This window comes from Streptomyces tropicalis, from assembly GCF_029269835.1.
In the GTDB taxonomy this organism is placed as follows: Bacteria; Actinomycetota; Actinomycetes; order Streptomycetales; family Streptomycetaceae; genus Streptomyces; species Streptomyces tropicalis.
Genome location: NZ_JARJBB010000017.1, coordinates 78,884 through 102,470, shown reverse-complemented (window position 1 = coordinate 102,470; position 23,587 = coordinate 78,884). Strand labels below are relative to the sequence as shown.

Below are 23,587 nucleotides of genomic sequence, written 5' to 3'. Positions count from 1 at the left end.
CGGGCCTCCTCGCCCGGGGTCAGTGGCCATGTATACCCGTTAGGTATGAGCGATACTAGGGCCCGGCGCCGATCCCCCGCCGTCCGTCCACGGTGCGGACGGGGGCGGACGGGGGCGGACGACCGGCCCCACGGGCCCGGAGCACCTGACGAGGACTAGGAGGACAGCACGAGTGCGCCTGCCTCTCCTGGCACTCCTCGCGCGCGGCCCCGCCCACGGGTACGAGCTGAAGCAGGACCTTGAGCAACTGCTGGGCTCCGCGTACCCTCAGCCGAACGTCGGCCAGATCTACGTCACCCTCGGCCGCCTCGAGAAGACGGGTCTGATCGAGGGCGAGGAGGTGCAGCAGTCCAGCCGGCCCAACAAGAAGATCTACCACCTCACCGACGCCGGGCGGGAGGCGCTGCGCGCCTGGTACGAGGAGACCGAGGACGAGCCTCGGGTGCGGGACGAGTTCTTCATGAAGCTCGCGCTCGCCCCGCAGACCGGTCTCGCCGACCAGATCGCCCTCATCAACAAGCAGCGGCGCCAGTACCTCACCACCATGCGCAACCTGTCGAAGCTGGCCGCCGCGGAGGACCGCGACAACCGGATGGCCCATCTGCTGATCGAGGGCGCGATGCTGCACCTTCAGGCCGACCTCGACTGGCTGGAGCGGTGCCAGGAGGAGTTGGAGGAGCTGGAGTGAGCGACACCCGCCCTCCTGCCCGGCGTCCCGCGGACGTCCCGGCACCTCGCGCCGGCGAGCCCGGGCCGCACACCGGCGACGTGCCCGTGCTGCGCGCCGAGGGCCTGGTCAAGACCCACCACGGCGAGGGCGCGCCCGCACGCGCCGTGCGCGGGGTCGGCCTGTCCGTGGCCCACGGCGAGTTCGTCGCCGTCACCGGCCCCTCCGGCGCCGGGAAGTCGACGCTGCTGCACCTGCTGGGAGGGCTCCAGCGGCCCGACGAGGGCAGCATCTGGCTCGACGGGCGGTGCACCGACGGCTACGGCGAGGCACGCTGGGCCGAGGAGCGCCGTCGGCGCATCGGGATCGTCTTCCAGTTCTTCAACCTGGTCTCCAACCTGTCGGTCGCCGACAACGTCGAGCTGCCCGCCCTGCTCGCCGGGCGCTCCCCCCGGCAGGCGCGCGCCGAGCGCGAGGAGCTGCTGGCCGAGCTGGGCCTGGACGGCAAGGAGCGCAGCATGCCGGGCGAGCTGTCCGGCGGCGAGCAGCAGCGGGTGGCGCTCGCCCGCGCCCTGGTCAACCACCCGCCGCTGCTGCTCGCCGACGAACCCGCGGGAAGCCTGGACAGCCGGGGCACCCGCGAGGTGATGCGGCTGCTGTCCCGCTTCCACGGCCGCGGCCAGACGATCGTGCTGGTCACCCACGACGCCCGGCTGGCCAGCGCGGCGGACCGGGTGATCAGCTTCTTCGACGGGCGGATCGTCGACGACGCGGCACTCGACGGGACACCGCCGCCCCGGGGCGCGGGGATCTCCGGCGTGCTGGAGCTGAGGGACTGACTGCGGTGGACGACCGTCTGACCTGCGCGCCGCCCGGCGCGCGCCTGCCGAGGGACTGAGCCGGTGCGGGCCACCCTGCGCTGGGCGCACTCCGATCTGCGCGCGCACCGCGGCGAGGCGCTGTTCCTGGTGCTCGCCACCGCCGGCATCGTCGCCTCGCTGCTGCTGGCCGCCGCGCTGTTCGGATACGCGACCAACCCCTGGCAGCGGATCTTCACCCAGTCCCGCGGTGCGCACGTGTGGATCCACACGGTCCGCTCCGCCGACACCGGCAGGCTGGCCGAGCTGGACGGCGTCGAGTCCGTCGCCGGCCCCTACCCCACCGAGTCGGTGACCGTGTCCGACCGCGGCACCCGCGCGCCGGCGGAGCTGCGCGGCACGCCCGCACGACCCGAAGTGGGCCGCCCGCTGCTGGTCTCCGGGCACTGGCTCGACCCGCGGGACCCGGACGGCGTGGTCCTCGACAGCCGCTTCGCCCGCGCCCTGCTGGCCGAGCCCGGGGACACGCTCCGCCTGCCCGGCACCGCGCGCACCCTGAACGTCGTGGGGATCGCCGACAGCGCCGAGCCCCGCTACCGCCCCGGTGAGCAGCCCGGTCTGGTGTGGGCGCCGCCGTCCGCGGTGCGCGACCCTGGCGGCCGGGTCATCGGGCTGCGCCTGACCGATCCCGACGACACGGACTACGCCGTCCAGCGCGCCGTCACCGTGCTCGGCGCCGGCGCGGTCGGCGAGGTCTCCACCTGGCAGCAGGCCCGCGCCGAGGCGCAGGGCGACAACCGGCTGCTCGGCCAGGTGCTGGGGCTGTTCGGCCTGGGCTCGCTGGTCGCTGCCGGGCTCGCGGTGCACGGTGCCATCGGCACCCGCATCCGCGGCCATCTGCGGGACATCTCGGTCCTGAAGGCCATCGGCTTCACGCCCGGTCAGGTGGTCCGGGTGTTCCTCCTCCAGCACGTCGCGTACGCCCTGTTCGGCGCGGTCGCCGCGGCCGGCGTCACGGAGGGGCTCGGCCGCCGTGTGCCGGGGCGGCTCGGCGACGCGGTCGGGGTCTGGCAGGGGCTGCCGGACCACACCGTGGCGCTGGTCGCGGTGCCGGTGGCGGCGGTGCTGTTCATCGGCGCGGTCACCGGACTCGCGGCCTGGCGGGCCGGGCGTGTGCCTCCGGTTCCGGTGGTGCGGCCGGCGGTCGCGGCCGGGGGAACGCTGACGGGCGTGGCCCGGCGGGCGCTCGGCCTGCGGCTGCCGGCAGCACTGGTGCTCGGCTGGCACACCGCGTTCGGCCGCCGCCGGCGCAGCCTCGCCGCCGTCGGCCGGCTCGCGCTGCCGCTGCTGCTGATCGTGGTGGCGATGAGCGCCTGGACCACCATCGACCGCTTCCACAGCAGCCCCGCGCGGATGGGCCTGCCCGCCGCGCTCACCGTGCGCACGGACTCCGGGACCGCCGACGCGCGCACTCGCGCCCTGCTGGACCGCGCACCCGGGATCGCCGCCGTCTACCCGGGTGTGGAGACGGCGGCCCTGGTACCGGGCCAGAACGCGACGATCGCCCTGCGCGGCCTCGGCACCCACCGCGACCCCTTCCCCTACGCGCTCGCCGAGGGCCGCCCGGCGTCCGGCCCGGACGAGGCGGTCGCCGGACAGGGCCTGCTGGACCTGCTGGACGTGCGGATCGGCGACTGGGTGCGGATGACCGTCGGCGGCCAGCCGCAGATCCTGCACATCGTGGGCCGCAGCATCGAGCCGGAGAACGCCGGCCGGGTCATCTCCACCTCGCTGGACACCCTGCGCGCCAACGACCCGCGGCTGGCCCCGACGCTGTACCGGCTGCGGCTGCGCCCCGGCGCCGACCCGGACCGGGTCGCCCAGGCGCTGACCGCGGCCGGGCAGGGCCGTCTCGACGTGCACCGGGTGGCCGACCCGGCCGACGGGCTGTCCCCGCTGCGTGCGGTCGTCGCCGGACTGATCGCCGTGCTCGCGCTGATCGGGCTGATCGAGCTGCTGACCGCGATCGGCGGTGCGGTCCGCGAGGGCGAGCGGGACCTGCTGGCGCTGAAGGCGATCGGGCTCACCCCGCGGCAGATCACCGCGATCACGGTCACGGCCACGGGCTGCACGGCGCTGGCCGCGGTGGTCGTCGCGGTCGGGCTCGGCCTGCCGCTGGCCCGCTGGCTGATCGACGCCCAGGGCCGGTCCAGCGGCATCGGGGCGGGCATCGCCCAGGCTCCCTCAGCGCCGGTCGTGCTGGCCTTCGGGGCGGCCGCCGTGCTCGGGGCCGCCGCCCTGGCCGCGCTCCCGGCCGCCCGCGCGGCGCGCCGCCGCCTGGCGGACACGCTCGGCGCGGCGGCCTGAATCAGGACATCGGCCCGAAGCGGGACGCGAGCCTGAAGACGGGGCTGACTGATCGGACGGGGGCCCGGCGGACCGGCTCGGGCGTGGGTGCCCGTCGGAGGCCGCCCGGGCGGCCTCCCGTCCCTGCGGCTACTCCCGGCCGCGCAGCTTCCGGTAGGCGGTGACGAGGGCCTGGGTGGAGGGGTCGAGGCCGGGGACGTCGGTGCCCTGGGTCAGGGCGGGTTCGACGCGTTTGGCGAGGACCTTGCCCAGCTCCACGCCCCACTGGTCGAAGGAGTCGATGTTCCACACCGCGCCCTGCACGAACACCTTGTGCTCGTACAGCGCGACGAGCTGGCCGAGGACCGACGGCGTCAGCCCCGCCGCCAGGACCGTGGTGGTGGGATGGTTGCCCCGGAACGTCTTGTGCGCGATCAGTTCCTCGGGCACACCCTCGGCCCTGACCTCCTCGGGCGTCCTGCCGAAGGCCAGCGCCTGCGTCTGCGCGAAGAAGTTCGCCATCAGCAGGTCGTGCTGCGCCGCCAACTCCCCGCCCAGCTCACCGACCGGATTGGCGAAACCGACGAAGTCCGCCGGGATCAGCTTGGTGCCCTGATGGATCAGCTGGTAGTAGGCGTGCTGCCCGTTCGTGCCCGGCGTGCCCCACACCACCGGACCCGTCTGCCAGTCCACCGGCCGCCCGTCACGCTGCACCGACTTGCCGTTGGACTCCATGTCCAACTGCTGCAGATACGCCGTGAACTTCGACAGGTAGTGCGAGTACGGCAGCACCGCATGCGTCTGCGCGTCGAAGAAGTTGCCGTACCAGATCCCCAGCAGCCCCAGGACCAACGGCGCGTTCGCCTCCGCCGGCGCCGTCCGGAAGTGCTCGTCCACCACCCGGAACCCCTCCAGCATCTCCCCGAACGCCTCCGGACCGATCGCGATCATCAGCGACAGCCCGATCGCCGAGTCGAAGGAGTACCGCCCCCCGACCCAGTCCCAGAACTCGAACATGTTGTCCGCGTCGATCCCGAACGCCGTCACCTCCTGCGCGTTCGTCGACAGCGCCACGAAATGCCTCGCGACCGCCTTCTCGTCCCCGCCCAGACCCGCCAGCAGCCACGACCGCGCCGACGTGGCATTGGTGACCGTCTCGATCGTCGTGAACGTCTTCGACGCCACCACGAACAACGTCTCGGCCGGATCCAGGTCCCGCGTCGCCTCGTGCAGATCCGCACCATCCACGTTCGACACGAAACGCACCGTCATGTCCCGGTCCGTGAACGCCCGCAACGCCTCATAGGCCATCGCCGGACCCAGATCCGATCCACCGATGCCGATGTTCACCACATTGCGGATCCGGCGCCCGGTGTGACCCGTCCACGCGCCCGAACGCACCCGCTCCGCGAAATCGGCCATCTTCTCCAGCACCGCACGGACCTCGGGGACCACATTGCGCCCGTCGACCTCCACCACCGCGTCCGGCGCCGCCCGCAACGCCGTGTGCAGCACCGCCCGCCGCTCGGTGACGTTGATCCGCTCACCACGGAACATCGCGTCCCGCAGCCCGAACACATCCGTCGCCACCGCCAGTTCCCGCAGCAACGCCAACGTCTCGTCGGTCACCAGATGCTTGGAGTAGTCGATCAGCAGATCACCCACGTGGAGGGTGCAGCGCTCGCCACGTCCCGGGTCGGCCGCGAAAAGGTCCCTGAGGGTGGTACCGGCGAACTCCTCGCGGTGCGCGGCCAGAGCGGTCCACTCGGGCGTGTGGTCGAGCCTGGTACGGCCGTCTGCGTTCATGTCGGACTTCCGCCTTCTTCCTGACTGTGCCTGCCGCGTGGCGTGCCACGCGCCGGTCCCAACCTAGTTGATCAGTGCGCCGCGCGACGGGCCGTCACGCCGTCCTCAGGCGCACCATCCGATACGTCCCGCCGGCGCGCGGGTATCAACGCGGTGACCGCGAGCGCGAACAGGGCGGCGGCGAGCAACGCGGGCGCGTTGAGTCCGCAGGCGTGGGCGGCGGCTCCGCCGAGGAGGGCGCCGAGCGGGGCACCGGAGACGGAGGCGGTGCGGAAGGCGGCGGAGATGCGGCCCACCATCGGCGCGGGGCTGCGCCGCTGCATGAGGGTGACCTGGTGGACGTTCCACACCATGCCCATCGCGCCGAGCAGGAGGAGGGCCGCGGCCAGGGCGGCGAGGTGGCGCACGGTCCCCGCGACCACGAGCGACGCGGTCTGCACGGTGCCGGCGAGGAGCAGGGCCCGGACCCGCCCGGTGCGCCGTGCGAGGCGCTGCGCGGCGAGGCCGCCCGCGATGCTGCCGGCCGCGTACGCCGTCATCACCGCCGCGTAGCCGGTGCTGCCCGCGTGCAGCCAGCGGGTCACGTGCAGCACCAGGGTGGCGATCAGGGCTCCCATGCCGACGTTGCACAGCAGGGTGGAGACGCAGACGGCACGCAGCGGCCGGTCGGCCCACAGGGCGTGCAGGCCCGCGCCGATCTCCGACCGCAGGGTGCTGCCGGCCGGGCGCGGCACACGCTCCGGCGGGCGGATCCGCAGCGACGCCACGAGGGCCGCGGCCACCAGGTACGTGGCGGAGTCGGCGGCGAAGGGCATGCCCGCCCCGGCCGCCAGGAGCAGCGGCACGAACGGGCCGGCCAGCAGCCCGCCGGCGATCTGCTGGCCGGTGAGCAGCCGGGCGTTCGCACTGCCGAGGGCCTCACGGTCGACCAGCGACGGCAGCAGGGCCGTGGAGGCGTTGTCGAAGAGGGTCTGGAGGGTGGTGAGCGAGAACGCCAGCAGGAGCAGCAGCGGGACGGAGGCCCGGTCCAGCGCGACGGCGAACGCGAACGCGGCGACGAGCAGCCCGCGCACGAGGTCCACCGCCCACATGGCGCGCCGCTGGTCCACCCGGTCCGCGACCGCGCCGCCGAGCAGCCCGAACAGCAGCCAGGGCACGTAGCCGCAGGCGGTGACGGCGGCGATGACGAGGGGCTCGTCGGTGAGGTGCACGGCCAGCAGCGGCAGCGCGGTGGCCCGCAGCGCGTCCCCGACGCGGGAGACGACCGCGGCCGTCCACAGTCGCCCGAATCCTCCGCGCCACGCGGGCGCCGCCGGGCCCGCCACGTCGACCGCCGTCACGGCTCCCCCTCCCGCGGTGCGCCGGTGCACCGACGCACACCACCGTAGGGGGCGGCACTGACAACGGGCCGTGAGCGGCCGGCCGGGCGGACGAAGCAGCAGGTCCGGCCCGCACCCCGAGGTGCCCGGCCGGACCTGAACTCCTAGATCTCGCCCCGCAGTTTGGCGAGTGCCTCGGCGAGGATCGCCTCGCCGTCCGCGTCGCTGCGCCGCTCCCGGACGTACGCGAGGTGCGTCTTGTAGGGCTCGGTGCGCGGCGGGGCCGGCGGGTTGTCCCGGTCCTGGCCGGCCGGGAAGCCACAGCGCGGGCAGTCCCAGGTATCGGGCACCTGCGCGTCGCTGGCGAAGCTCGGCTGCGTCTCATGCCCGTTGGAGCACCAGAAGGAGATGCGCAGACGGGGCGCGGACTCGCCGCGCTCGGCCTCGCCCATCGGCCCCGCCCCGACCCGGCTTCCTCGGATCGCGTTGCCACTTGCCACGGTCGTAACTCCCTGCGTGATGGTGCCGCGAAGCGAGTAGGCGTTCCGCTTCGCTGCGAGCGCCTCAGTCTACGTAAGGCCCAACGCGCGTCCAGTGATAGGAGTTACAGTCCCCCGCACGCAGACGCAAGCCCCATGATAGGCCGCGCTCGGGAGCGCGCACCGAACATGGGGCTTCGGGTGCGTAATGTGCGATTCTTCGCCGTGCGTCAGCCGGCGGTCTTCATCAGGATGCCGAGCACCACGATGCACGCCAGCCACAGCAGGCCGACGAGCAGGGTGATCCGGTCCAGGTTGCGCTCGGCGACCGAGGAGCCGCCGACGGAGGACTGCATGCCGCCACCGAACATGTCGGAGAGGCCGCCGCCCTTCCCCTTGTGCATCAGCACCAGCAGCATCAGCAGCAGGCTGAAGACGATCAGGGCGATCGAGAACCCCAAAACCACGGCTGGACCAACTTCCTCGGATTCGGATGGACGACGGGGGCACGGTACGGATTCCCTACCATGCCCCCGCAAGGGTACGACGGATCGCCGTCACCGCATACTCGCAGCGTGCCGGGGCTCCGGCGCGGCGCCGCGGACCTACTGGTCGCGGAAGCGGACGATCTTGACGAACTCGTCGCCGTCCAGCGAGGCACCGCCGACCAGGGCGCCGTCGATGTCGGGCTGCGCCATGATCTCGGCGACGTTGCCCGCCTTGACGGAGCCGCCGTACTGGATACGGACCGTGTCGGCCAGCTCCTGCGAGTACAGCTCGGCGACCCGGCCGCGGATCGCCGCGCAGACCTCCTGGGCGTCCCCGGCACCGCAGACCTTGCCGGTGCCGATGGCCCACACCGGCTCGTAGGCGATCACGACGGACTCGGCCTGCTCGGCCGGGACGTCCTTCAGACCGCCCTCGACCTGCGCGAGGGTGTGGGCGACGTGGTCGCCCGCCTCGCGGACGTCCAGTTCCTCGCCGACGCACAGGATCGGGGTGAGGCCGTGCTTGTAGGCGGCCTTGACCTTGGCGTTCACCACCTCGTCGGTCTCGTGGTGGTACTGGCGGCGCTCGGAGTGGCCGACGGCCACGTAGGTGCACTTGAGCTTGGCCAGCATCGGGCCGGAGATCTCGCCGGTGTAGGCGCCGGAGTCGTGCCGGGAGATGTCCTGGGCGCCGTACTTGATCCGCAGCTTGTCGCCGTCGACCAGGGTCTGCACGGAGCGCAGGTCGGTGAAGGGCGGCAGGACGGCGACCTCGACGGCCTCGTAGTCCTTGTCGGCCAGGGCGAAGGCGAGCTTCTGGACGTGTGCGATGGCCTCGAGGTGGTTGAGGTTCATCTTCCAGTTGCCCGCCATCAGCGGCGTGCGCGTGCTCATCAGGGTTCAGTCCTCCAGTGCGGCGAGGCCGGGGAGCGTCTTGCCCTCGAGGTATTCGAGGGAGGCGCCGCCGCCGGTCGAGATGTGGCCGAATGCCGACTCGTCGAAGCCCAGCGTACGGACGGCCGCGGCGGAGTCGCCGCCGCCCACGACGGTGAAGCCGTCCGAGTCGACGAGGGCCTGCGCGACGGCCTTGGTGCCCTCGGCGTAGTCGGGGTGCTCGAAGACGCCCATCGGCCCGTTCCAGAACACGGTGGCGGCGTCGGCGAGCTTCGAGGCGTACAGCTCGCGGGTCCGCGGGCCGATGTCGAGGCCCTCGTGGTCGGCGGGGATCCTGTCCGCGTCGACCACGACGTGCTCGGTGGGGGCCTTGGTCTTCAGGTCCGGGAACTCCGTGGAGGCCACCACGTCGACCGGCAGCACCAGCTCGACGCCGTTCTTCGCGGCGCGCTCCAGGTACTCGGTGACGGTCGGGATCTGGTCCTCCTGCAGGAGGGAGATGCCGACCTCGTGGCCCTGGGCCTTGAGGAAGGTGTACGCCATGCCGCCGCCGACGAGGAGGCGGTCGGCCTTGCCGAGCAGCTCGTCGATGACGGCGAGCTTGTCGGAGACCTTGGCGCCGCCGAGGGCGACGACGTAGGGGCGCTTCACGTCGTCGGTGAGCTTCTTCAGGACGCCGACCTCGGTGGCGATCAGGTAGCCGGCGTAGTGCGGGAGCCGGGCCGGGAGGTCGTAGACGGAGGCGTGCTTGCGGTGCACCGCGCCGAAGCCGTCCCCGACGTAGACGTCGGCGAGGGCGGCCAGGCGGTCGGCGAACTCGCCGCGCTCGGTGTCGTCCTTGGAGGTCTCGCCGGCGTTGAAGCGCAGGTTCTCGATCACGGCGACCTGGCCGGGCTCCAGGCCGTCCACCGCCTCGTGGGCGGCGGGCCCGACGGTGTCCTGGGCGAACGCGACGGGGGCGCCGAGCAGTTCGCCGAGACGCTCGGCGGCGGGCAGGAGGGAGAAGGCGGGGTCCGGCGCCCCCTTGGGACGGCCCAGGTGGGAGGCGACGACCACCTTGGCGCCGGCCTCGGCGAGGGCCTTCACGGTGGGCAGCACGGCGCGGATGCGGCCGTCGTCGGTGATGACTCCGTCGGCGAGCGGCACGTTCAGGTCGGCGCGGACGAAGACCCGCTTGCCGGACACGCCTTCGGAGAGAAGTTCGTCGATCGTCTTCATAAAGGTACTCCTGAGGAGGGGCTCTTGATCGTACGAGGGCTGGTGGCCGTGGCGGCGCGCCGGTCCCCGGGACCGGCGCGCCGTACGTGCGTCAGGGCTCGGACCGCGCGACCGCGCGCTGCCCGAGCCCTGCTCTCACCTCGAGGTGCCTGTTGCGGCGATCAGAGCTGGTCGCCCACGAAGACGGTGAGGTCGACGAGGCGGTTGGAGTAGCCCCACTCGTTGTCGTACCAGCCGAGGATCTTCACCGAGTTGCCCTCCTGGACCATGGTCAGGGAGGAGTCGAAGGTGCAGGAGGCCGGGTCGCCGACGATGTCCGAGGAGACGATCTCGTCCTCGGTGTAGGACAGGTATCCCTTGAGGTCGCCGTCCTCGGCGGCCTTCTTGAACGCGGCGTTGACCTCGTCCTTGGTGACCTCGCGCTGGAGCTGCACCACCAGGTCGGTGGCCGAGCCGGTCGGGACCGGGACGCGCATGGCGATGCCGTCCAGCTTGCCCTTGAGCTGCGGCAGGACCAGGGCGGTGGCCTTGGCGGCACCGGTCGTGGTCGGGATGATGTTCTCGGCGGCGGCACGGGCGCGGCGCAGGTCCTTGTGCGGGAAGTCCAGGATGCGCTGGTCGTTCGTGTACGCGTGCACCGTGGTCATCAGACCCTTGACGATGCCGAAGTTCTCGTCGAGGACCTTCGCCATCGGCGCCACGCAGTTGGTGGTGCAGGAGGCGTTGGAGATGACGTGGTGCTTCGCCGGGTCGTACTTGTCCTGGTTGACACCCATGACGATGGTGATGTCCTCGTCCTTGGCCGGAGCCGAGATGAGGACCTTCTTCGCACCGCCGGCGATGTGCTTCGCGGCGTCGTCCTTCTTGGTGAAGATGCCGGTCGACTCGATCACGATGTCGACGCCCAGCTCACCCCACGGGATGTCGGCGGGGTTGCGCTCGGAGAGCACCTTGATGGTGTGGCCGCCGACCGTGATCGTGTCGGCGGTGTGCGTGACCTCCTGCTTGAGACGCCCCAGGATGGTGTCGTACTTCAGCAGGTGAGCGGTGGTCGCGGTGTCACCCAGGTCGTTGACAGCCACGATCTCGATGTCTGCACCCTGCTCCAGCAGCGCGCGGAAGTAGTTACGACCGATGCGGCCAAAGCCGTTGATGCCTACGCGGATCGTCACGAACCGATCTCCTCGTTGGTACGCCGGCTCGACGCCGGCGAGCTGTATGGGATGTCCCCGACCACCCACGACCCTACCTCTCTGCGGCCCTGGTGGTGACATCCAGATGCCTCATACACGGCACCATGGTCCGTACCCGCCAGTAGGGGTACGGACCACCCGGGAACGCCGCCCGGAACACCCCGTTTCGCAGGGGTGTGTCAGTGCCGTTCGCACGGTCGAGTCACTCGTTCGTGAGCGGGTCGGCTCACTTGTCGAGTGCCCTCAGCGCCCTCCCCAGCAACGCGGTCCGGTCGGCCGCCGCGGGGAGGTGCCCGAGGCCGAACCCGAGCAGCACCGTCCGGTCCGTGGTGACCGCCCCGTAGGTGCGGAAAAGGGTCCCGGTGCGGGCCCAGTCCTTCGGTGCGGCCGGGCTGCCGGCCGGCGGCCCGGCCACCCGCCACGGCCCGAGGGAGGTCTCGAAGCCCTCGGTCTGGCGGGCCGTTCCGCCGACCACGAGCGCGGTGTCGTCGGCGAGGACGCCGTGGCCGCCGGTGCCCGGATCGGTGACGTAGGACAGGGAGACCTCGACGGATCTGCCGGCGTACGCGCCGAGGTCGAAGCCCACTTGCTGCCAGCCGCCGGAGGATCCGGTGAGGCTGTTCCAGGAGCCGCTGGAGCCCGTGGCGGTGCAGCCGCCGGAGCCGAGGGTCAGATAGTGCCGGAGCCACGGGTGTTCGTCGATCAGGAATCCGGCCCCGCAGTCCGCCGGGACCGCGGTGCTCGTCCGGCCGCCCGTCTCCGGGAGTGTCGTCCAGTCGTCGGCGCCCACGGTGTGGACCTCCACGACGGCGTGGTCGTAGCCGGGTTCGGTGTCCCACAGCAGCCGGGTGCGCAGCGTGGGCCGCTCGGCGGCGGTGACACCGGTGAGGTCGATGGTGCGGGTGAGGCGCTTGTAGGCGTCGTCGGTGTGCACCGCGGCTGCCATGTACGCGCCTGTGTAGGGCCCGTACGGGTTCACCGTCCCGGCGTAGCGCCCGGCGCCCGCACTGGTGAACTGGGGGTGGGTGCGGGCCGGCAGTTCTTCGGAGGTCACCCCGTAGGCGCCGGCCTGGTTCAGCGGATCGCCGGGCGCGTCGCCGAGCGCGCCGGTGAACCCGGCGAGCCGGCCCGCGCCGGTGAAGCCCGTCGCGCCCGGTGTGGCCGTGCGGGAGTAGGCGCCCAGGTAGTACTGGCTGAAGTCGTCCGAGGGGGTGCCGTCGCCGAGGTCGACGCTGCCGCCGGCCCGCTGCCCCGCCTCGATCAGCCGGCCGCCCTCGTTGAGGTAGGCGCGGAGCTGGAGCTGGGTGGGGTTGGCCGGGCCCCGCGCGCCCGAGTAGTGGACGACGGTGCGGAAGTGGCCGAGCACGCCGAGCGCGTCGGGCGCGCCCTGCCGGGCGACGTCCCAGACCAGCGCTCGGCGGCCGTTCGCGCGCAGGGCGTCCACGTACGTCCGCGCCTGCGTCGCTGGGGCGCCCTCCTCGGCGACCACGAGCGAGTCGGCCCGGGACCGTTCGGCGACCCTGTAGGCGAAGCGGCCGCCGGAGAGCCGCACGCCGTGCGCACCGCGGCCGGTGAACCACACCTCGACCCGGTCGCCGGGCGCCGCGCCGCGGACCGCCGCGCGGTACTCGTCGAAGTACAGGTTGTCGCCGCCGCCGTAGGTCCGGCCGCCCTTCCAGGCGCCGAGCGGCCGCGCGTGGGTGCGGCCGCCGTTGATGCGGTACCTCAGCTCCTTGCCGCGCACCGACTTGCGGACGACCACGGACACCTGCTGGTCGGCGCCGCGCGCGTACGACACCGGGAAGGCGGAGGCGGTGAAGTCGGCGGCGCTCAGCCCGACGGAGGACGAGGGCCGGTCGGGATGGGCGGCCGTCTCGGCGACGGAGAGCGCGAACGGGACGTTCTTCTCGAACTCCTGCCGGATCAGCTTCTCGTCGTCGGGGAAGGTGAAGACGGAGCGGCAGTCGGCCGCGTTCCAGGCGTCGTCGGGATCGGCGTCCGAGGCGGTCTGGCAGGTCGACATCTCGGGGGTGAACATCGCCGTGCCGTTGACGTTCGCCGCGTGTCCGTCGGCCTCGCCGTTGGTCGTGTACAGCTCCGAGGAGACCTGGGAGTGGTAGCCGGGGATCGCCGGGTCGTCCGGGGTGCCGGCGAGCGCCTTGTAGAGGACGTCGTCCGGGGTCGGGGTCGCCACCTGCCAGCCGACGCCGTAGAGCAGGAGCTGGGCGGCGGAGTGGTAGTTGACGGCGTAGGTGAAGCGGACGCGCTTCTCGAAGCGGTCCAGTGCCCGGGTCTCGGGCTCGGAGTCGGGGGCGGGGCCGCGGTAGGTCTCGCTCGTGGGGCTGGGCGAGGAACCCTCGTCGTCGTAGCCCCACTTGTAGGGGAAGTTGCGGTTGAGGTCGACGCCGTCGCCGGTGGAGATGACGCCGTCGCCGTTGACGTCGCGCAGGTTCTTGCGCCACTGGCGGGTGCCGGCGTCCCTGAAGGTGTAGTCGTAGCCGTCGGGGTTGGCGGAGAGGACGAACCACATCTCGGTCGTGTCGACGAGTCTCGTGATCCGCGGGTCGGTCCCGTAGTGGTCCAGGTAGTAGTGCATCAGCCGGCGGGTCATCTCGGGCGTGATCCACTCGCGGGCGTGCTGGTTGGACAGGTAGAGCACGGAGGGCCTCGACCCGTCCCGGGTGCGCGGGGCGTTCCGGGTGAGCTTGAGCGCGAGGATGTCCTGGCCGTCCACGGTTTTGCCGATGGACTCGACCTTGGTCAGCCCGGGGTGGGTGCGGGCGGTGCGCAGGATCTCCTCCTTCAGGCCGCCCTTGCCGCTGTACGGCCGGAAGACGCCCTGGGCCGCCTTCGCCACCCGCCGGTCCGCGGTGGCCGACAGGGTGTGCTCGGTGAGCCGGACGCCCCGGGTCCGCAGGGCGTCGGCCTGCCGGCCGGTGAGATAGAGCTCGACGGGGGCGTGGCCCCTGCCGCCCACCTGCTCGCCGAGCTCCTGGGCGTCCTGGCCCGCGGCCAGCAGCAGCGGTAACTGCCGGGCGGTGACGTCGGCGCGGAAGACCTTCACCTCGTCCGGCGCGGGACGCGGCGGGGTGCCACCCTGCGCCCGGGCGAGGGGCGCGAGGCCCGCTCCGCCGAGCAGGAGCGCGCCGACGGCGAGGATCGATCTCGCTCTGTGTCTCATGTACCCCCCAAGCGGTGGTCCGCCACGGCGGCGAACAATTGCCAGGCTCATGTCAGTCCTCGATCGAGTCAAGAGCGCGTCAAAGCCAGGGAAACGCGGGTGTGAGGCCCCGGGAGGGGGCTGGTGGTGGGGCCTGGGACGGGGCCGGTGGTGGAAGACCCGGGACGGGGCGACGGGATCAGGGCCCGGGACGGGGCCAGTGGTGGAAGACCCGGGACGGGGCGACGGGATCAGGGACGGGGACCGGGTGCCGGGCGGTCCCGGGGGGAACAGAGCGGGGCCGGAGGACCTAAGGGCCTGAGGTCTGGGACGGGGATGGGCGGTGGGGGCCCGGACGGTCGGGTGCACGGCGGGGCCGGGTCGGTGCGTGCAGGCCGCTCGGGGGTCGTCGACCATCGGCCGCTGCCCGTGCGGCCCGGCCGGCACCGTCCGGGCGGGTGCGCGGCGGCAGGGGCCGGGCGGGGCCCCGTGGACCCCGGTCGGGGTACGCCCCGCGGGACCCGCCGGGGGAAATCCGGCTGGTTCCCGGCTGGGGTGCCCCGGCGCCTCTCGGAAGGGAGCCCGGCCGGGACCCGCCGGAGGGTCCGGAGGGTGCGGCCCGACGGGCCCGGGCGTCCCTGCCGGCGGCGCGGGCGTCCCGACGGAGGGAGCCCGGGAGGGCTCCGGCCCGGGAGGGCCCCGGCCCGGGAGGGCCCCGGCCCGGGAGGGCCCCGGCCCGGGAGGGCCCCGGCCCGGGTGCGCTTCCGTGTGCCCCCGGGGGTGCGGGTCAGCCGACGAGGTTGTCCGCGAGGTCCTCGGAGAGATTGGCCTCCGTGCCCGGGATGCCCAGGTCGGAGGCGCGCTTGTCGGCCATCGCCAGCAGGCGGCGGATCCGGCCCGCGACGGCGTCCTTGGTCAGCGGCGGGTCGGCGAGCGCGCCCAGCTCCTCCAGGGAGGCCTGCTTGTGCTCCATGCGCAGCCGGCCGGCCGCCGCGAGGTGCTCGGGCACGTCGTCGGCGAGGATCTCCAGGGCACGCTGGACCCGGGCGCCGGCGGCGACCGCGGCGCGGGCCGAGCGGCGCAGGTTGGCGTCGTCGAAGTTGGCCAGCCGGTTCGCAGTGGCGCGGACCTCGCGGCGCATCCGCCGCTCCTCCCAGGCCAGCACGGACTCGTGCGCGCCGAGCCGCGTCAGCAGCGCGCCGATGGCGTCACCGTCACGGACGACGACCCGGTCCACGCCGCGGACCTCGCGGGCCTTCGCTGCGATCGACAGCCGGCGGGCGGCGCCGACCAGCGCCAGCGCGGCCTCCGGCCCCGGGCACGTCACCTCCAGCGAGGAGGAGCGGCCCGGCTCGGTGAGCGAGCCGTGGGCCAGGAACGCCCCGCGCCAGGCGGCCTCCGCGTCGCAGGTGGCCCCCGAGACCACCTGCGGGGGAAGACCGCGGATCGGGCGGCCCCGGCCGTCGACGAGGCCGGTCTGCCGGGCCAGCTGGTCGCCACCCGCGACGACCCGCACCACGTAGCGCGAACCGCGGCGCAGGCCGCCCGGTGCCATCACGATCAGCTCGGAACCGTGGCCGAAGATCTCCAGGATGTCGCGCTTGAGGCGCCGGGCCGCCATCGCGGTGTCCAGCTCCGCCTCGATCACGATGCGCCCGCTGACCAGGTGGAGGCCGCCGGCGAACCGCAGCATGGCGGAGACCTCCGCCTTCCTGCAGCAGGTCCGGGTGACGGGGAGCCGGGAGACCTCGTCCTTCACCGCTGCCGTCATCGCCATGGGCCGATCCTTCCATGCATCCGAAAAATACGGTCGTACGCGGCGGCCAGCAGCTCCGGGTCGTGCCGAGGGGTTCCGTCTCCCCGGGCCACCGGCGCCAGCTCGACCGCGGCGCCGAACCGCTTGGCGGCCTCGGTGAGGACTTCGCGGTCGGGCACGGCGGCCTCGTCGGCCAGCACCACGTCCAGGGCGAGTTTAGGGGCGTGTCGTCCCAAAACCTCCAAATGACGCTGCGGGGAGAAGCCCGCGGTTTCTCCCGGCTGCGGGGCGAGGTTCAGTGAGAGTACCCGGCGGGCCTTGGTCGTCGTGAGCGCGTCGAGGAGCTCGGGCACCAGCAGATGCGGGATGACCGAGGAGAACCAGGACCCGGGGCCGAGCACCACCCAGTCGGCGTCGAGGACGGCGGCGACGGCCTCGGGGACGGCGGGCGGATCGTGCGGCACCAGGTGCACGGACTGCACCTCGCCCGGGGTGAGCGCGACCGTCGCCTGCCCCCGGACGGTGTCGACGTCTTCCGGTCGCTCCGGGTCGTGCCCCCTGACCAGGGCCTGGAGCTCCAGTGGCACCGCGGACATGGGCAGCACCCGGCCGTGCGCGCCGAGCAGCTTGCCGACCAGGTCGAGGGCCTGGACGTGGTCGCCGAGCTGCTCCCACAGGGCCACGATCAGCAGATTGCCGACCGCGTGCTCGTGCAGGTCTCCCTGGGAGGTGAAGCGGTGCTGGATGACGCGGGCCCAGGTCTGGCCCCAGTCGTCGTCCCCGCACAGCGCGGCCAGCGCCTTGCGCAGGTCGCCGGGCGGCAGCACGCCCAGCTCGTCGCGCAGGCGGCCGCTGGAACCGCCGTCGTCGGCCACGGTGACGACGGCGGTCAGATCACCGGTGATCCGGCGCAGTGCGGCGAGCGAGGCGGACAGGCCCATGCCGCCGCCGAGGGCGACCACCTTGGGCTGCGCGCCGCGACGGCGGGGCCGGGCGCCGCGGGCCTCGGCGGGGCGGCCCGCGCGCGCCTCGGCCGCCTGCCGGGTCGAGCGCCCCTCGGGCACCGCCCGGCGCAGCCTGCTCAGCCGCGGAGTACGTCCGGTCACTCGCGCCCCATGTCCCGGTGGACGACGACGGTCTCCACGCCCTCGGCCGCGAGCCGTGCCGCGAGCTTCTCCGACATGGCCACCGAGCGGTGCTTGCCGCCCGTGCAGCCGATGGCGATCGTCACGTAGCGCTTGCCCTCGCGGCGGTAGCCGGCCGCGACCAGCCGCAGCAGCTCGGCGTAGCGGTCGAGGAAGTCCTTGGCCCCGGGCTGGTTGAAGACGTACCCGGCGACCTCCTCGTTGAGGCCGGTGAAGGGGCGCAGCTCCGGGACCCAGTGCGGGTTGGGCAGGAAGCGCATGTCGGCCACCAGGTCGGCGTCGACCGGGAGGCCGTACTTGAAACCGAAGGACATGACGGTGGCCCGCAGCTCGGGCTCCTCCTCCCCGGCGAACTGGGCGTCCATCTTGGCGCGCAGCTCGTGGACGTTGAGGCTGGAGGTGTCGATGACCAGGTCGGCGTCGCCGCGCAGTTCGCGCAGCAGTTCACGCTCGGCGGCGATGCCGTCGACGATCCGGCCGTCGCCCTGGAGCGGGTGCGGCCGGCGCACCGACTCGAAGCGGCGCACCAGGGCGTCGTCCGAGGACTCCAGGAACACGATCCGCCGGGTGACGTGCTTCGCCTCCAGGTCGGCCAGGGAGTCCCGGAGGTTGTCGAAGAAGCGGCGGCCCCGGACGTCGACGACGACGGCGATGCGCGCCACGTTGCCCTGGGAGCGGGCGCCGAGCTCCACCATGGTGGGGATCAGCGCGGGCGGAAGGTTGTCGACGACGAACCAGCCGAGGTCCTCCAGACACTTGGCGGCCGTCGACCGACCGGCCCCGGACATGCCGGAAATGATCACCAGCTCGGGGATGGCCGTGTCGGGGACCCCGGCCGTGTCGATACTCACCTGTTCTCCGTCTTTCTGGGGCGCCTGCTGGGACTGCTCGCGCTGTGCCCCGCCGCGGGTCGGGTCTCTGTGCTCCGCGGGTCGCTTCTCGTGTCCGGTCATCTCTCCTGCCCCCGTCGCTCGTCCGGGACTCCCGTGGGCACGGAAACCCCTGCGGAACCCGCCGTCGTCCCGGGTGCCGCGTCGTCCACGTCTTCCATGATCTCTCCCGTCGCGGTGTTCACGGCGGGTGCGGCCGGAGCCGCCAGGGCGAGGGCCGCGGCAATGGTCTCGGCCGTCTTGCGGCCTATACCGGGAACCTCGCAGATCTGGTCGATTGTGGCGGATCGCAGCCTTTTCACCGAGCCGAAATGCTTGATCACCGCCTGCTTGCGCGTCTCTCCGAGGCCGGGCACGTCGTCGAGGGGGCCGGACCGCAGGCGCTTGGCCCGCTTGGTGCGCTGGTAGGTGATCGCGAAGCGGTGCGCCTCGTCGCGGACGCGCTGGAGCAGGTACAGGCCCTCGCTGGAGCGGGGCAGGACCACCGGGTCGTCCTCGTCCGGGACCCAGACCTCCTCCAGGCGCTTGGCCAGGCCGCACACGGCGATGTCGTCGATGCCCAGCTCGTCCAGTGCGCGGCGGGCCGCCGCGACCTGCGGCTGCCCGCCGTCGACGACGACGAGCTGCGGGGGGTAGGCGAAGCGCTTGGGGCGCCCGTCGTCCTCCGTGAAGCCGTTCGCCCCGGGGGGTGCCGCCGGGTCCGTGCCGTTCACAGCGCCGCCGCCGGGGGTGGCGATGGCCGCGTCCGGGGCGGCGGGGACGGTGTCCTCGCCGTCGGCCCATTCACCGGTGCGCTCCTTCTCGGAGAGGTAGCGCCGGAAGCGCCGGGTGATCACCTCGTGCATGGACCGGACGTCGTCCTGGCCCTCGAAGCCCTTGATCTGGAAGCGCCGGTACTCGCTCTTGCGCTGCAGGCCGTCCTCGAAGACGACCATGGAGGCGACGACGTCGTCGCCCTGGAGGTGGGAGATGTCGTAGCACTCGATCCGCAGCGGGGCGCTGTCCAGGCCGAGGGCCTCGGCGACCTCCTCCAGGGCGCGTGAGCGCGTGGTCAGGTCGGAGGCGCGGCGCGTCTTGTGCAGGACGAGCGCCTGCTGGGCGTTGCGCTGCACGGTCTCCATCAGGGCCTTCTTGTCGCCGCGTTGCGGGATGCGCAGCGAGACGGCCGACCCGCGCCGCCCGGTGAGCCACTGCTGGACCGGCTCCACGGGGTCGGGCAGGGCCGGGACGAGCACCTCCTTGGGGACGGCGTCCCCCTTCTCCTCGCCGTAGAGCTGCTGCAGGGCGTGCTCGACGAGGGCGGCGGTGGTGACGTCCTCGACCTTGTCGGTCACCCAGCCGCGCTGACCGCGCACGCGTCCGCCGCGGACGTGGAAGATCTGGACGGCGGCCTCCAGCTCGTCCTCGGCCACCGCGACCAGGTCGGCGTCGGTCGCGTCGGCGAGCACGACCGCGTTCTTCTCCATGGCCTTCTTCAGGGCCTCGATGTCGTCGCGAAGACGGGCGGCCCGCTCGTACTCCATCTCCTCGGCCGCGTCCCGCATCCGGGTCTCCAGGCGGCGCAGGTAGGTGCCGGTGCGGCCGGCCATGAAGTCGCAGAACTCCTCGGCCAGTTCCCGGTGCTCGCCGGCGGAGACGCGGTCGACGCACGGCGCGGAGCACTTGTCGATGTACCCGAGGAGGCAGGGGCGCCCGGTGCGGGCGGCGTTCTTGAACACGCCGGCCGAGCAGGTGCGGACGGGGAACACGCGCAGCAGCAGGTCCACCGTGTCGCGGATGGCCCACGCGTGCGCGTACGGCCCGAAGTAGCGCACGCCCTTCTTCTTGTGGCCGCGCATCACCTGCACCCGGGGGAATTCCTCGTTCAGCGTGACGGCGAGGTACGGGTAGCTCTTGTCGTCGCGGTACTTGACGTTGAACCGGGGGTCGTACTCCTTGATCCAGGAGTATTCCAGCTGGAGGGCCTCGACCTCCGTGGACACCACGGTCCACTCCACGGACGCGGCGGTGGTGACCATCGAGCGGGTGCGCGGGTGGAGGCCGGCCAGGTCCTGGAAGTAGTTGGCCAGGCGCTGGCGCAGGCTCTTCGCCTTGCCCACGTAGATCACCCGGCGGTGCTCGTCGCGGAACCTGTAGACCCCGGGGGTGTCCGGGATGTCTCCCGGCTTGGGGCGGTAGCTGGAGGGGTCGGCCATGTCTCACACCCTACTGGCGCCCGGTGACAGGACGGCGGGCCTGTGGACAACGCCGCCCGTCCGGCCCGCACCGGCCGCGGCCACCCACCGTGACCAGTCGGCCTCGTGCGGGTGAGGCGTCCCTCGTGGACGGCACGGGGTGGTCCCGGCCGGGGGTGCGGACTCGGCCAGCGGGGCGCCGTCACCGGACGCCAGGTGTTGTCGGGACTTGGTCAACACGCTTCAATGCGGGGGAACTCAGGGCCGTGAACGGCGGCGTACGGATGTGAAGAGGCCCCTCGCCGCGCCGGCGGGCCGGTCCCGAGGACCCACGTGAACGGTCTGACCAGCCGTTGTGAACCTTCACAGAAAGGCCCCCGCATGCCGCACGCCTCACCGCACGCGGACGTCTCCCCCGCGGACCTGGACTCGGCCCTGCACGGCGGGCCCTTCCACGTCGCCCTGCGCGCCGCGATCGCCGCCCGGGGGCTGCCGCTGCAGCGCGTGCAGCACCACCTCACGCGCTACGGGGTCAGGGTCGGGGTCACCAGTCTGAGCTACTGGCAGCAGGGTGCGCGGCGGCCGCAGCGCCCCGAGTCGCTGCGCGCCGTGCGGGCCCTGGAGGAGATCCTGCACCTGCCGGACGAGTCGCTGATCCGGCTGCTGGCCGAGGACGAGGAGCCGTCCGCCGGACGGCGGCACGTGCCGCGCTCCCACGGCTCCCCCGTCGAGGCACCGGGCGTCCTGGACCGGCTGCTGGGCGAGCTGGGCGTACCGCCCGACGGCGGGCTGCACACCCTCGGCCACCACGAGCGGGTCCGGATAGGGCCGCACCGCGAACTCGCCGGGCGGGAGTCCCAGCACATCGTGCGCGCCCACCGGGACGGCGTGGACCGCTTCGTCGCGGTGCACCGGGGCGACCCGGGATGTGTGCCGGAGCGGATGACGGTGCGTGCCCTGGAGAACTGCCGGACGGGACGCGTGCGATGGCACGGCGACGCCGGAATCCTCGTCGCCGAGCTGCTGTTCGACACCCGGCTGCCGGCCGGCGACACCTTCCTCTTCCGCTACGGCGTCGAGGACGGCACGGCCGGCGTGTGCCGCGCGTACACGCGCGGATTCGGCGCGGCGGGCGGGCAGTACGCCCTCCAGGTGCGGTTCGACGCGGCCACCCTGCCGCTGCGCTGCCACCGTTTCACCCAGCACTCGGCGGCCGCGCCCCGCACCGGCCGGCACGAACTGCGGGTGAGCGAACGGCACCGCTCCGTGCATCTGGTGGAGCCGCGGGTGCGGTCGGGGACGGTGGGGATCGGCTGGGACTGGTAGCGGCCCGGCGGGAGGGCGGTCCGTCATGCCTCCGATCCGGGCCGAGGGCGGCCGGTCGGGCCTTCCGGCCGCGCCGGGGCGGTCCGTCAGGCCTCCGGTCCGGCGACGATCCGGCCACCGCGGACCCGGACCGCGAGCTCCTGGAGCGGCTGGTTCGCCGGGTCCCGCACCACCGCGCCGGTGGTGGCGTCGAACTCGCTGCCGTGGCAGGGGCAGATCAGGGTCGTGCCCTGGAGCTTGTTGATGGGGCACCGCGCATGGGTGCAGATGGTGCTGAACGCCTTCAGGGCACCCTTGCCGTCCCGGCTGACGACGGTGTTCCGGTCCCGGTAGAGCTTGGCGCCCCCCTGCGGGACCTCCTGCTCCGCGCCGAGGTCCACCGGCTTGTCCGGGACCGCCGGGGCCGCGGTGCCGCCGGGCGAACAGGCGGCGGCGCCCAGCCCGGCGACCGGGACGAGGGCCGCTCCTCGAAGGACGGTACGGCGGCTGGCGGCGGGACGGCCGGACATCGGGGGCTCCCCTGGTCGTGCGCGGTCGCGCGGGACCGTGTGCCGGGTGCGTCCGCATCCGGCGCCGGGCCGTCACGCGGTGTGCGGTGTCGTGCACGCCGACCATATCCGCCCCGATCGCCCGGTCTGCGGGCGGGGGATCCGCCCCGGCGCCGAGGTGGGCTGGCGCCGCCGAGGGGTCCCCCAGGCACAGGGGTGGGCGGCGGCCCGGGCAGGCCGGCGCGGGCGGCGGCGACGCGTTTACGCACGGCGGGCGATGGGATACCGTCCCCGCCGGCGTCCGCGCGCGGTGGGGACGGGCTCACCGCGGCCGCCCGGCCCGCAGGGAGGCCGGTGCGCAGGCCGTGCGGCCGGCGTCCCCGCAGTCCGAGAGAGGAACCGCCTCGTGATCGTCGTCGCCGGTGAGGCCCTGATCGACCTGGTACCGCAGGGCACGGGCGCCCTGGCGGAGCTGAGACCGGCGCTCGGCGGCGGCCCGTACAACACGGCGGTCGCGCTCGGCCGCCTCGGCTCCCCCACCGCCTTCTGCTCCCGCACGTCCCGCGACGCCTTCGGCGAGGCCCTGCTGGACGGGCTGCGACGGGCCGGGGTGGACGTCTCCGGCGTCCAGCGCGGCGACGAGCCGACGACCCTGGCGGTCGCCACGGTCGGCACCGACGGATCCGCCGCCTACTCCTTCTACGTCGAGGGCAGTGCCGACCGGCTGTTCCGTGCCCCGGCGGCACTTCCGGCGGGGACGCGCGCGGCGTCCTTCGGCACCTGCTCGCTGGTGCTGGAGCCGGGCGCGAGTGCCTACGAGGAACTGCTGCGGACCGCGGCCGGCCAGGGGGTGTTCACCGCGCTGGACCCGAACGTCCGGGCCGGGCTCATCCCCGACGCGGACGCCTACCGGGCGCGGTTCGCGAGCTGGCTGCCGACGGTGTCGCTGCTGAAGCTGTCCGAGGAGGACGCGCGGTGGCTGGGCGGCACCCCGCGCGAGTGGCTGGCCGCCGGCCCCTCGGCCGTGGTGGTCACCCGCGGCGGGCACGGGATCACGGCCCACACCCGGGACGGCGCCGTGCACTGCGTGCCGGGTGAGGAGGTCGACGTGGTGGACACCATCGGCGCGGGCGACACCGTGAACGCGGCCCTGCTGCACGGCCTGTCCGAGACCGGCGCGCTTTCCGCGGACGGGCTCGCGGGACTCGGCGCCGAGGGCTGGAACCGGCTGCTGCGGTTCGCGGCCCGTGCGGCGGCGGTCACCTGCTCCCGCGCGGGCGCGGAACCGCCGTACGCCTCCGAGGTCGGCGGACCGGGAGAGGACGCGGCCGGGGCCGGGTAGCCGCCCCGTGCACGCGCGGACACGGAGCGACGGGATGGGGGGCGGGGGTGTGCGCACCCCCGCCCCCCATCCCGTCGG

General features: G+C 73.4%; 18 protein-coding genes. 5 read left to right on the top strand and 13 right to left on the bottom strand.

Going from position 1 to position 23,587, the window contains the following annotated elements:
* Positions 1 to 172 precede the first annotated feature (172 nt).
* From P3H78_RS25995 to P3H78_RS25985, 3 genes are all read left to right on the top strand, one after another.
* Positions 173 to 688, top strand: a complete 516-nt coding sequence (locus P3H78_RS25995; protein WP_276111583.1) for a PadR family transcriptional regulator — start codon at positions 173 to 175, stop codon at positions 686 to 688.
* Between the two features lie 80 nt (positions 689 to 768).
* Positions 769 to 1,506, top strand: a complete 738-nt coding sequence (locus P3H78_RS25990; RefSeq protein ID WP_276111603.1) for an ABC transporter ATP-binding protein — start codon at positions 769 to 771, stop codon at positions 1,504 to 1,506.
* A gap of 63 nt (positions 1,507 to 1,569) precedes the next feature.
* The gene (locus P3H78_RS25985; protein WP_276111582.1) at positions 1,570 to 3,852 is read left to right on the top strand and encodes an ABC transporter permease; all 2,283 of its coding nucleotides are present in this window, start codon (positions 1,570 to 1,572) and stop codon (positions 3,850 to 3,852) included.
* Between the two features lie 129 nt (positions 3,853 to 3,981).
* On the opposite strand, the gene pgi is transcribed toward P3H78_RS25985, so the two are convergent.
* The 12 genes from pgi to uvrC form a co-directional block, all read right to left on the bottom strand.
* Positions 3,982 to 5,637, bottom strand: coding sequence for a glucose-6-phosphate isomerase (pgi, locus tag P3H78_RS25980; RefSeq protein WP_276111581.1), 1,656 nt, complete (start codon positions 5,635 to 5,637; stop codon positions 3,982 to 3,984).
* 71 nt (positions 5,638 to 5,708) lie between these two features.
* Positions 5,709 to 6,977, bottom strand: coding sequence for an MFS transporter (locus tag P3H78_RS25975; RefSeq protein WP_276111580.1), 1,269 nt, complete (start codon positions 6,975 to 6,977; stop codon positions 5,709 to 5,711).
* 143 nt (positions 6,978 to 7,120) lie between these two features.
* On the bottom strand, positions 7,121 to 7,456 hold the full coding sequence (locus tag P3H78_RS25970; RefSeq protein WP_010352468.1) for an RNA polymerase-binding protein RbpA: 336 nt from the start codon (positions 7,454 to 7,456) through the stop codon (positions 7,121 to 7,123).
* Positions 7,457 to 7,665: 209 nt separating this feature from the next.
* On the bottom strand, positions 7,666 to 7,902 hold the full coding sequence (gene secG / locus P3H78_RS25965; protein WP_276111579.1) for a preprotein translocase subunit SecG: 237 nt from the start codon (positions 7,900 to 7,902) through the stop codon (positions 7,666 to 7,668).
* 138 nt (positions 7,903 to 8,040) lie between these two features.
* Positions 8,041 to 8,817: a triose-phosphate isomerase gene (gene tpiA / locus P3H78_RS25960; protein ID WP_276111578.1), complete on the bottom strand. Its 777-nt coding sequence runs from the start codon at positions 8,815 to 8,817 to the stop codon at positions 8,041 to 8,043.
* A gap of 6 nt (positions 8,818 to 8,823) precedes the next feature.
* Positions 8,824 to 10,035, bottom strand: coding sequence for a phosphoglycerate kinase (locus P3H78_RS25955; RefSeq protein WP_276111577.1), 1,212 nt, complete (start codon positions 10,033 to 10,035; stop codon positions 8,824 to 8,826).
* Between the two features lie 161 nt (positions 10,036 to 10,196).
* A complete protein-coding gene (gene gap / locus P3H78_RS25950; RefSeq protein ID WP_276111576.1) occupies positions 10,197 to 11,207 on the bottom strand; it encodes a type I glyceraldehyde-3-phosphate dehydrogenase in 1,011 nt (336 codons plus the stop codon).
* 247 nt (positions 11,208 to 11,454) lie between these two features.
* On the bottom strand, positions 11,455 to 14,409 hold the full coding sequence (locus P3H78_RS25945) for a M14 family metallopeptidase (protein ID WP_276111575.1): 2,955 nt from the start codon (positions 14,407 to 14,409) through the stop codon (positions 11,455 to 11,457).
* A gap of 766 nt (positions 14,410 to 15,175) precedes the next feature.
* Positions 15,176 to 16,165: a DNA-binding protein WhiA gene (gene whiA / locus P3H78_RS25940; protein ID WP_276111574.1), complete on the bottom strand. Its 990-nt coding sequence runs from the start codon at positions 16,163 to 16,165 to the stop codon at positions 15,176 to 15,178.
* Positions 16,156 to 17,250, bottom strand: a complete 1,095-nt coding sequence (locus tag P3H78_RS25935; RefSeq protein ID WP_276111573.1) for a gluconeogenesis factor YvcK family protein — start codon at positions 17,248 to 17,250, stop codon at positions 16,156 to 16,158. Before P3H78_RS25935 ends, whiA begins: the two co-directional genes overlap by 10 nt.
* On the bottom strand, positions 17,247 to 18,242 hold the full coding sequence (rapZ, locus tag P3H78_RS25930) for an RNase adapter RapZ (RefSeq protein ID WP_276111572.1): 996 nt from the start codon (positions 18,240 to 18,242) through the stop codon (positions 17,247 to 17,249). The genes P3H78_RS25935 and rapZ overlap by 4 nt, the downstream gene beginning before the upstream one ends.
* A complete protein-coding gene (uvrC, locus tag P3H78_RS25925) occupies positions 18,239 to 20,374 on the bottom strand; it encodes an excinuclease ABC subunit UvrC (protein WP_276111571.1) in 2,136 nt (711 codons plus the stop codon). The genes rapZ and uvrC overlap by 4 nt, the downstream gene beginning before the upstream one ends.
* A gap of 360 nt (positions 20,375 to 20,734) precedes the next feature.
* On the opposite strand from uvrC, the gene P3H78_RS25920 reads away from it, so the two are divergent.
* Positions 20,735 to 21,679: a hypothetical protein gene (locus P3H78_RS25920; protein ID WP_276111570.1), complete on the top strand. Its 945-nt coding sequence runs from the start codon at positions 20,735 to 20,737 to the stop codon at positions 21,677 to 21,679.
* An 86-nt stretch (positions 21,680 to 21,765) separates the two neighbouring features.
* On the opposite strand, the gene P3H78_RS25915 is transcribed toward P3H78_RS25920, so the two are convergent.
* Positions 21,766 to 22,188 (bottom strand): Rieske (2Fe-2S) protein, encoded by a 423-nt coding sequence (locus tag P3H78_RS25915; RefSeq protein WP_276111569.1) that lies wholly within the window; start codon positions 22,186 to 22,188, stop codon positions 21,766 to 21,768.
* 385 nt (positions 22,189 to 22,573) lie between these two features.
* On the opposite strand from P3H78_RS25915, the gene P3H78_RS25910 reads away from it, so the two are divergent.
* Positions 22,574 to 23,509 (top strand): carbohydrate kinase family protein, encoded by a 936-nt coding sequence (locus tag P3H78_RS25910; RefSeq protein WP_276111568.1) that lies wholly within the window; start codon positions 22,574 to 22,576, stop codon positions 23,507 to 23,509.
* The last annotated feature ends 78 nt before the right edge of the window (positions 23,510 to 23,587 follow it).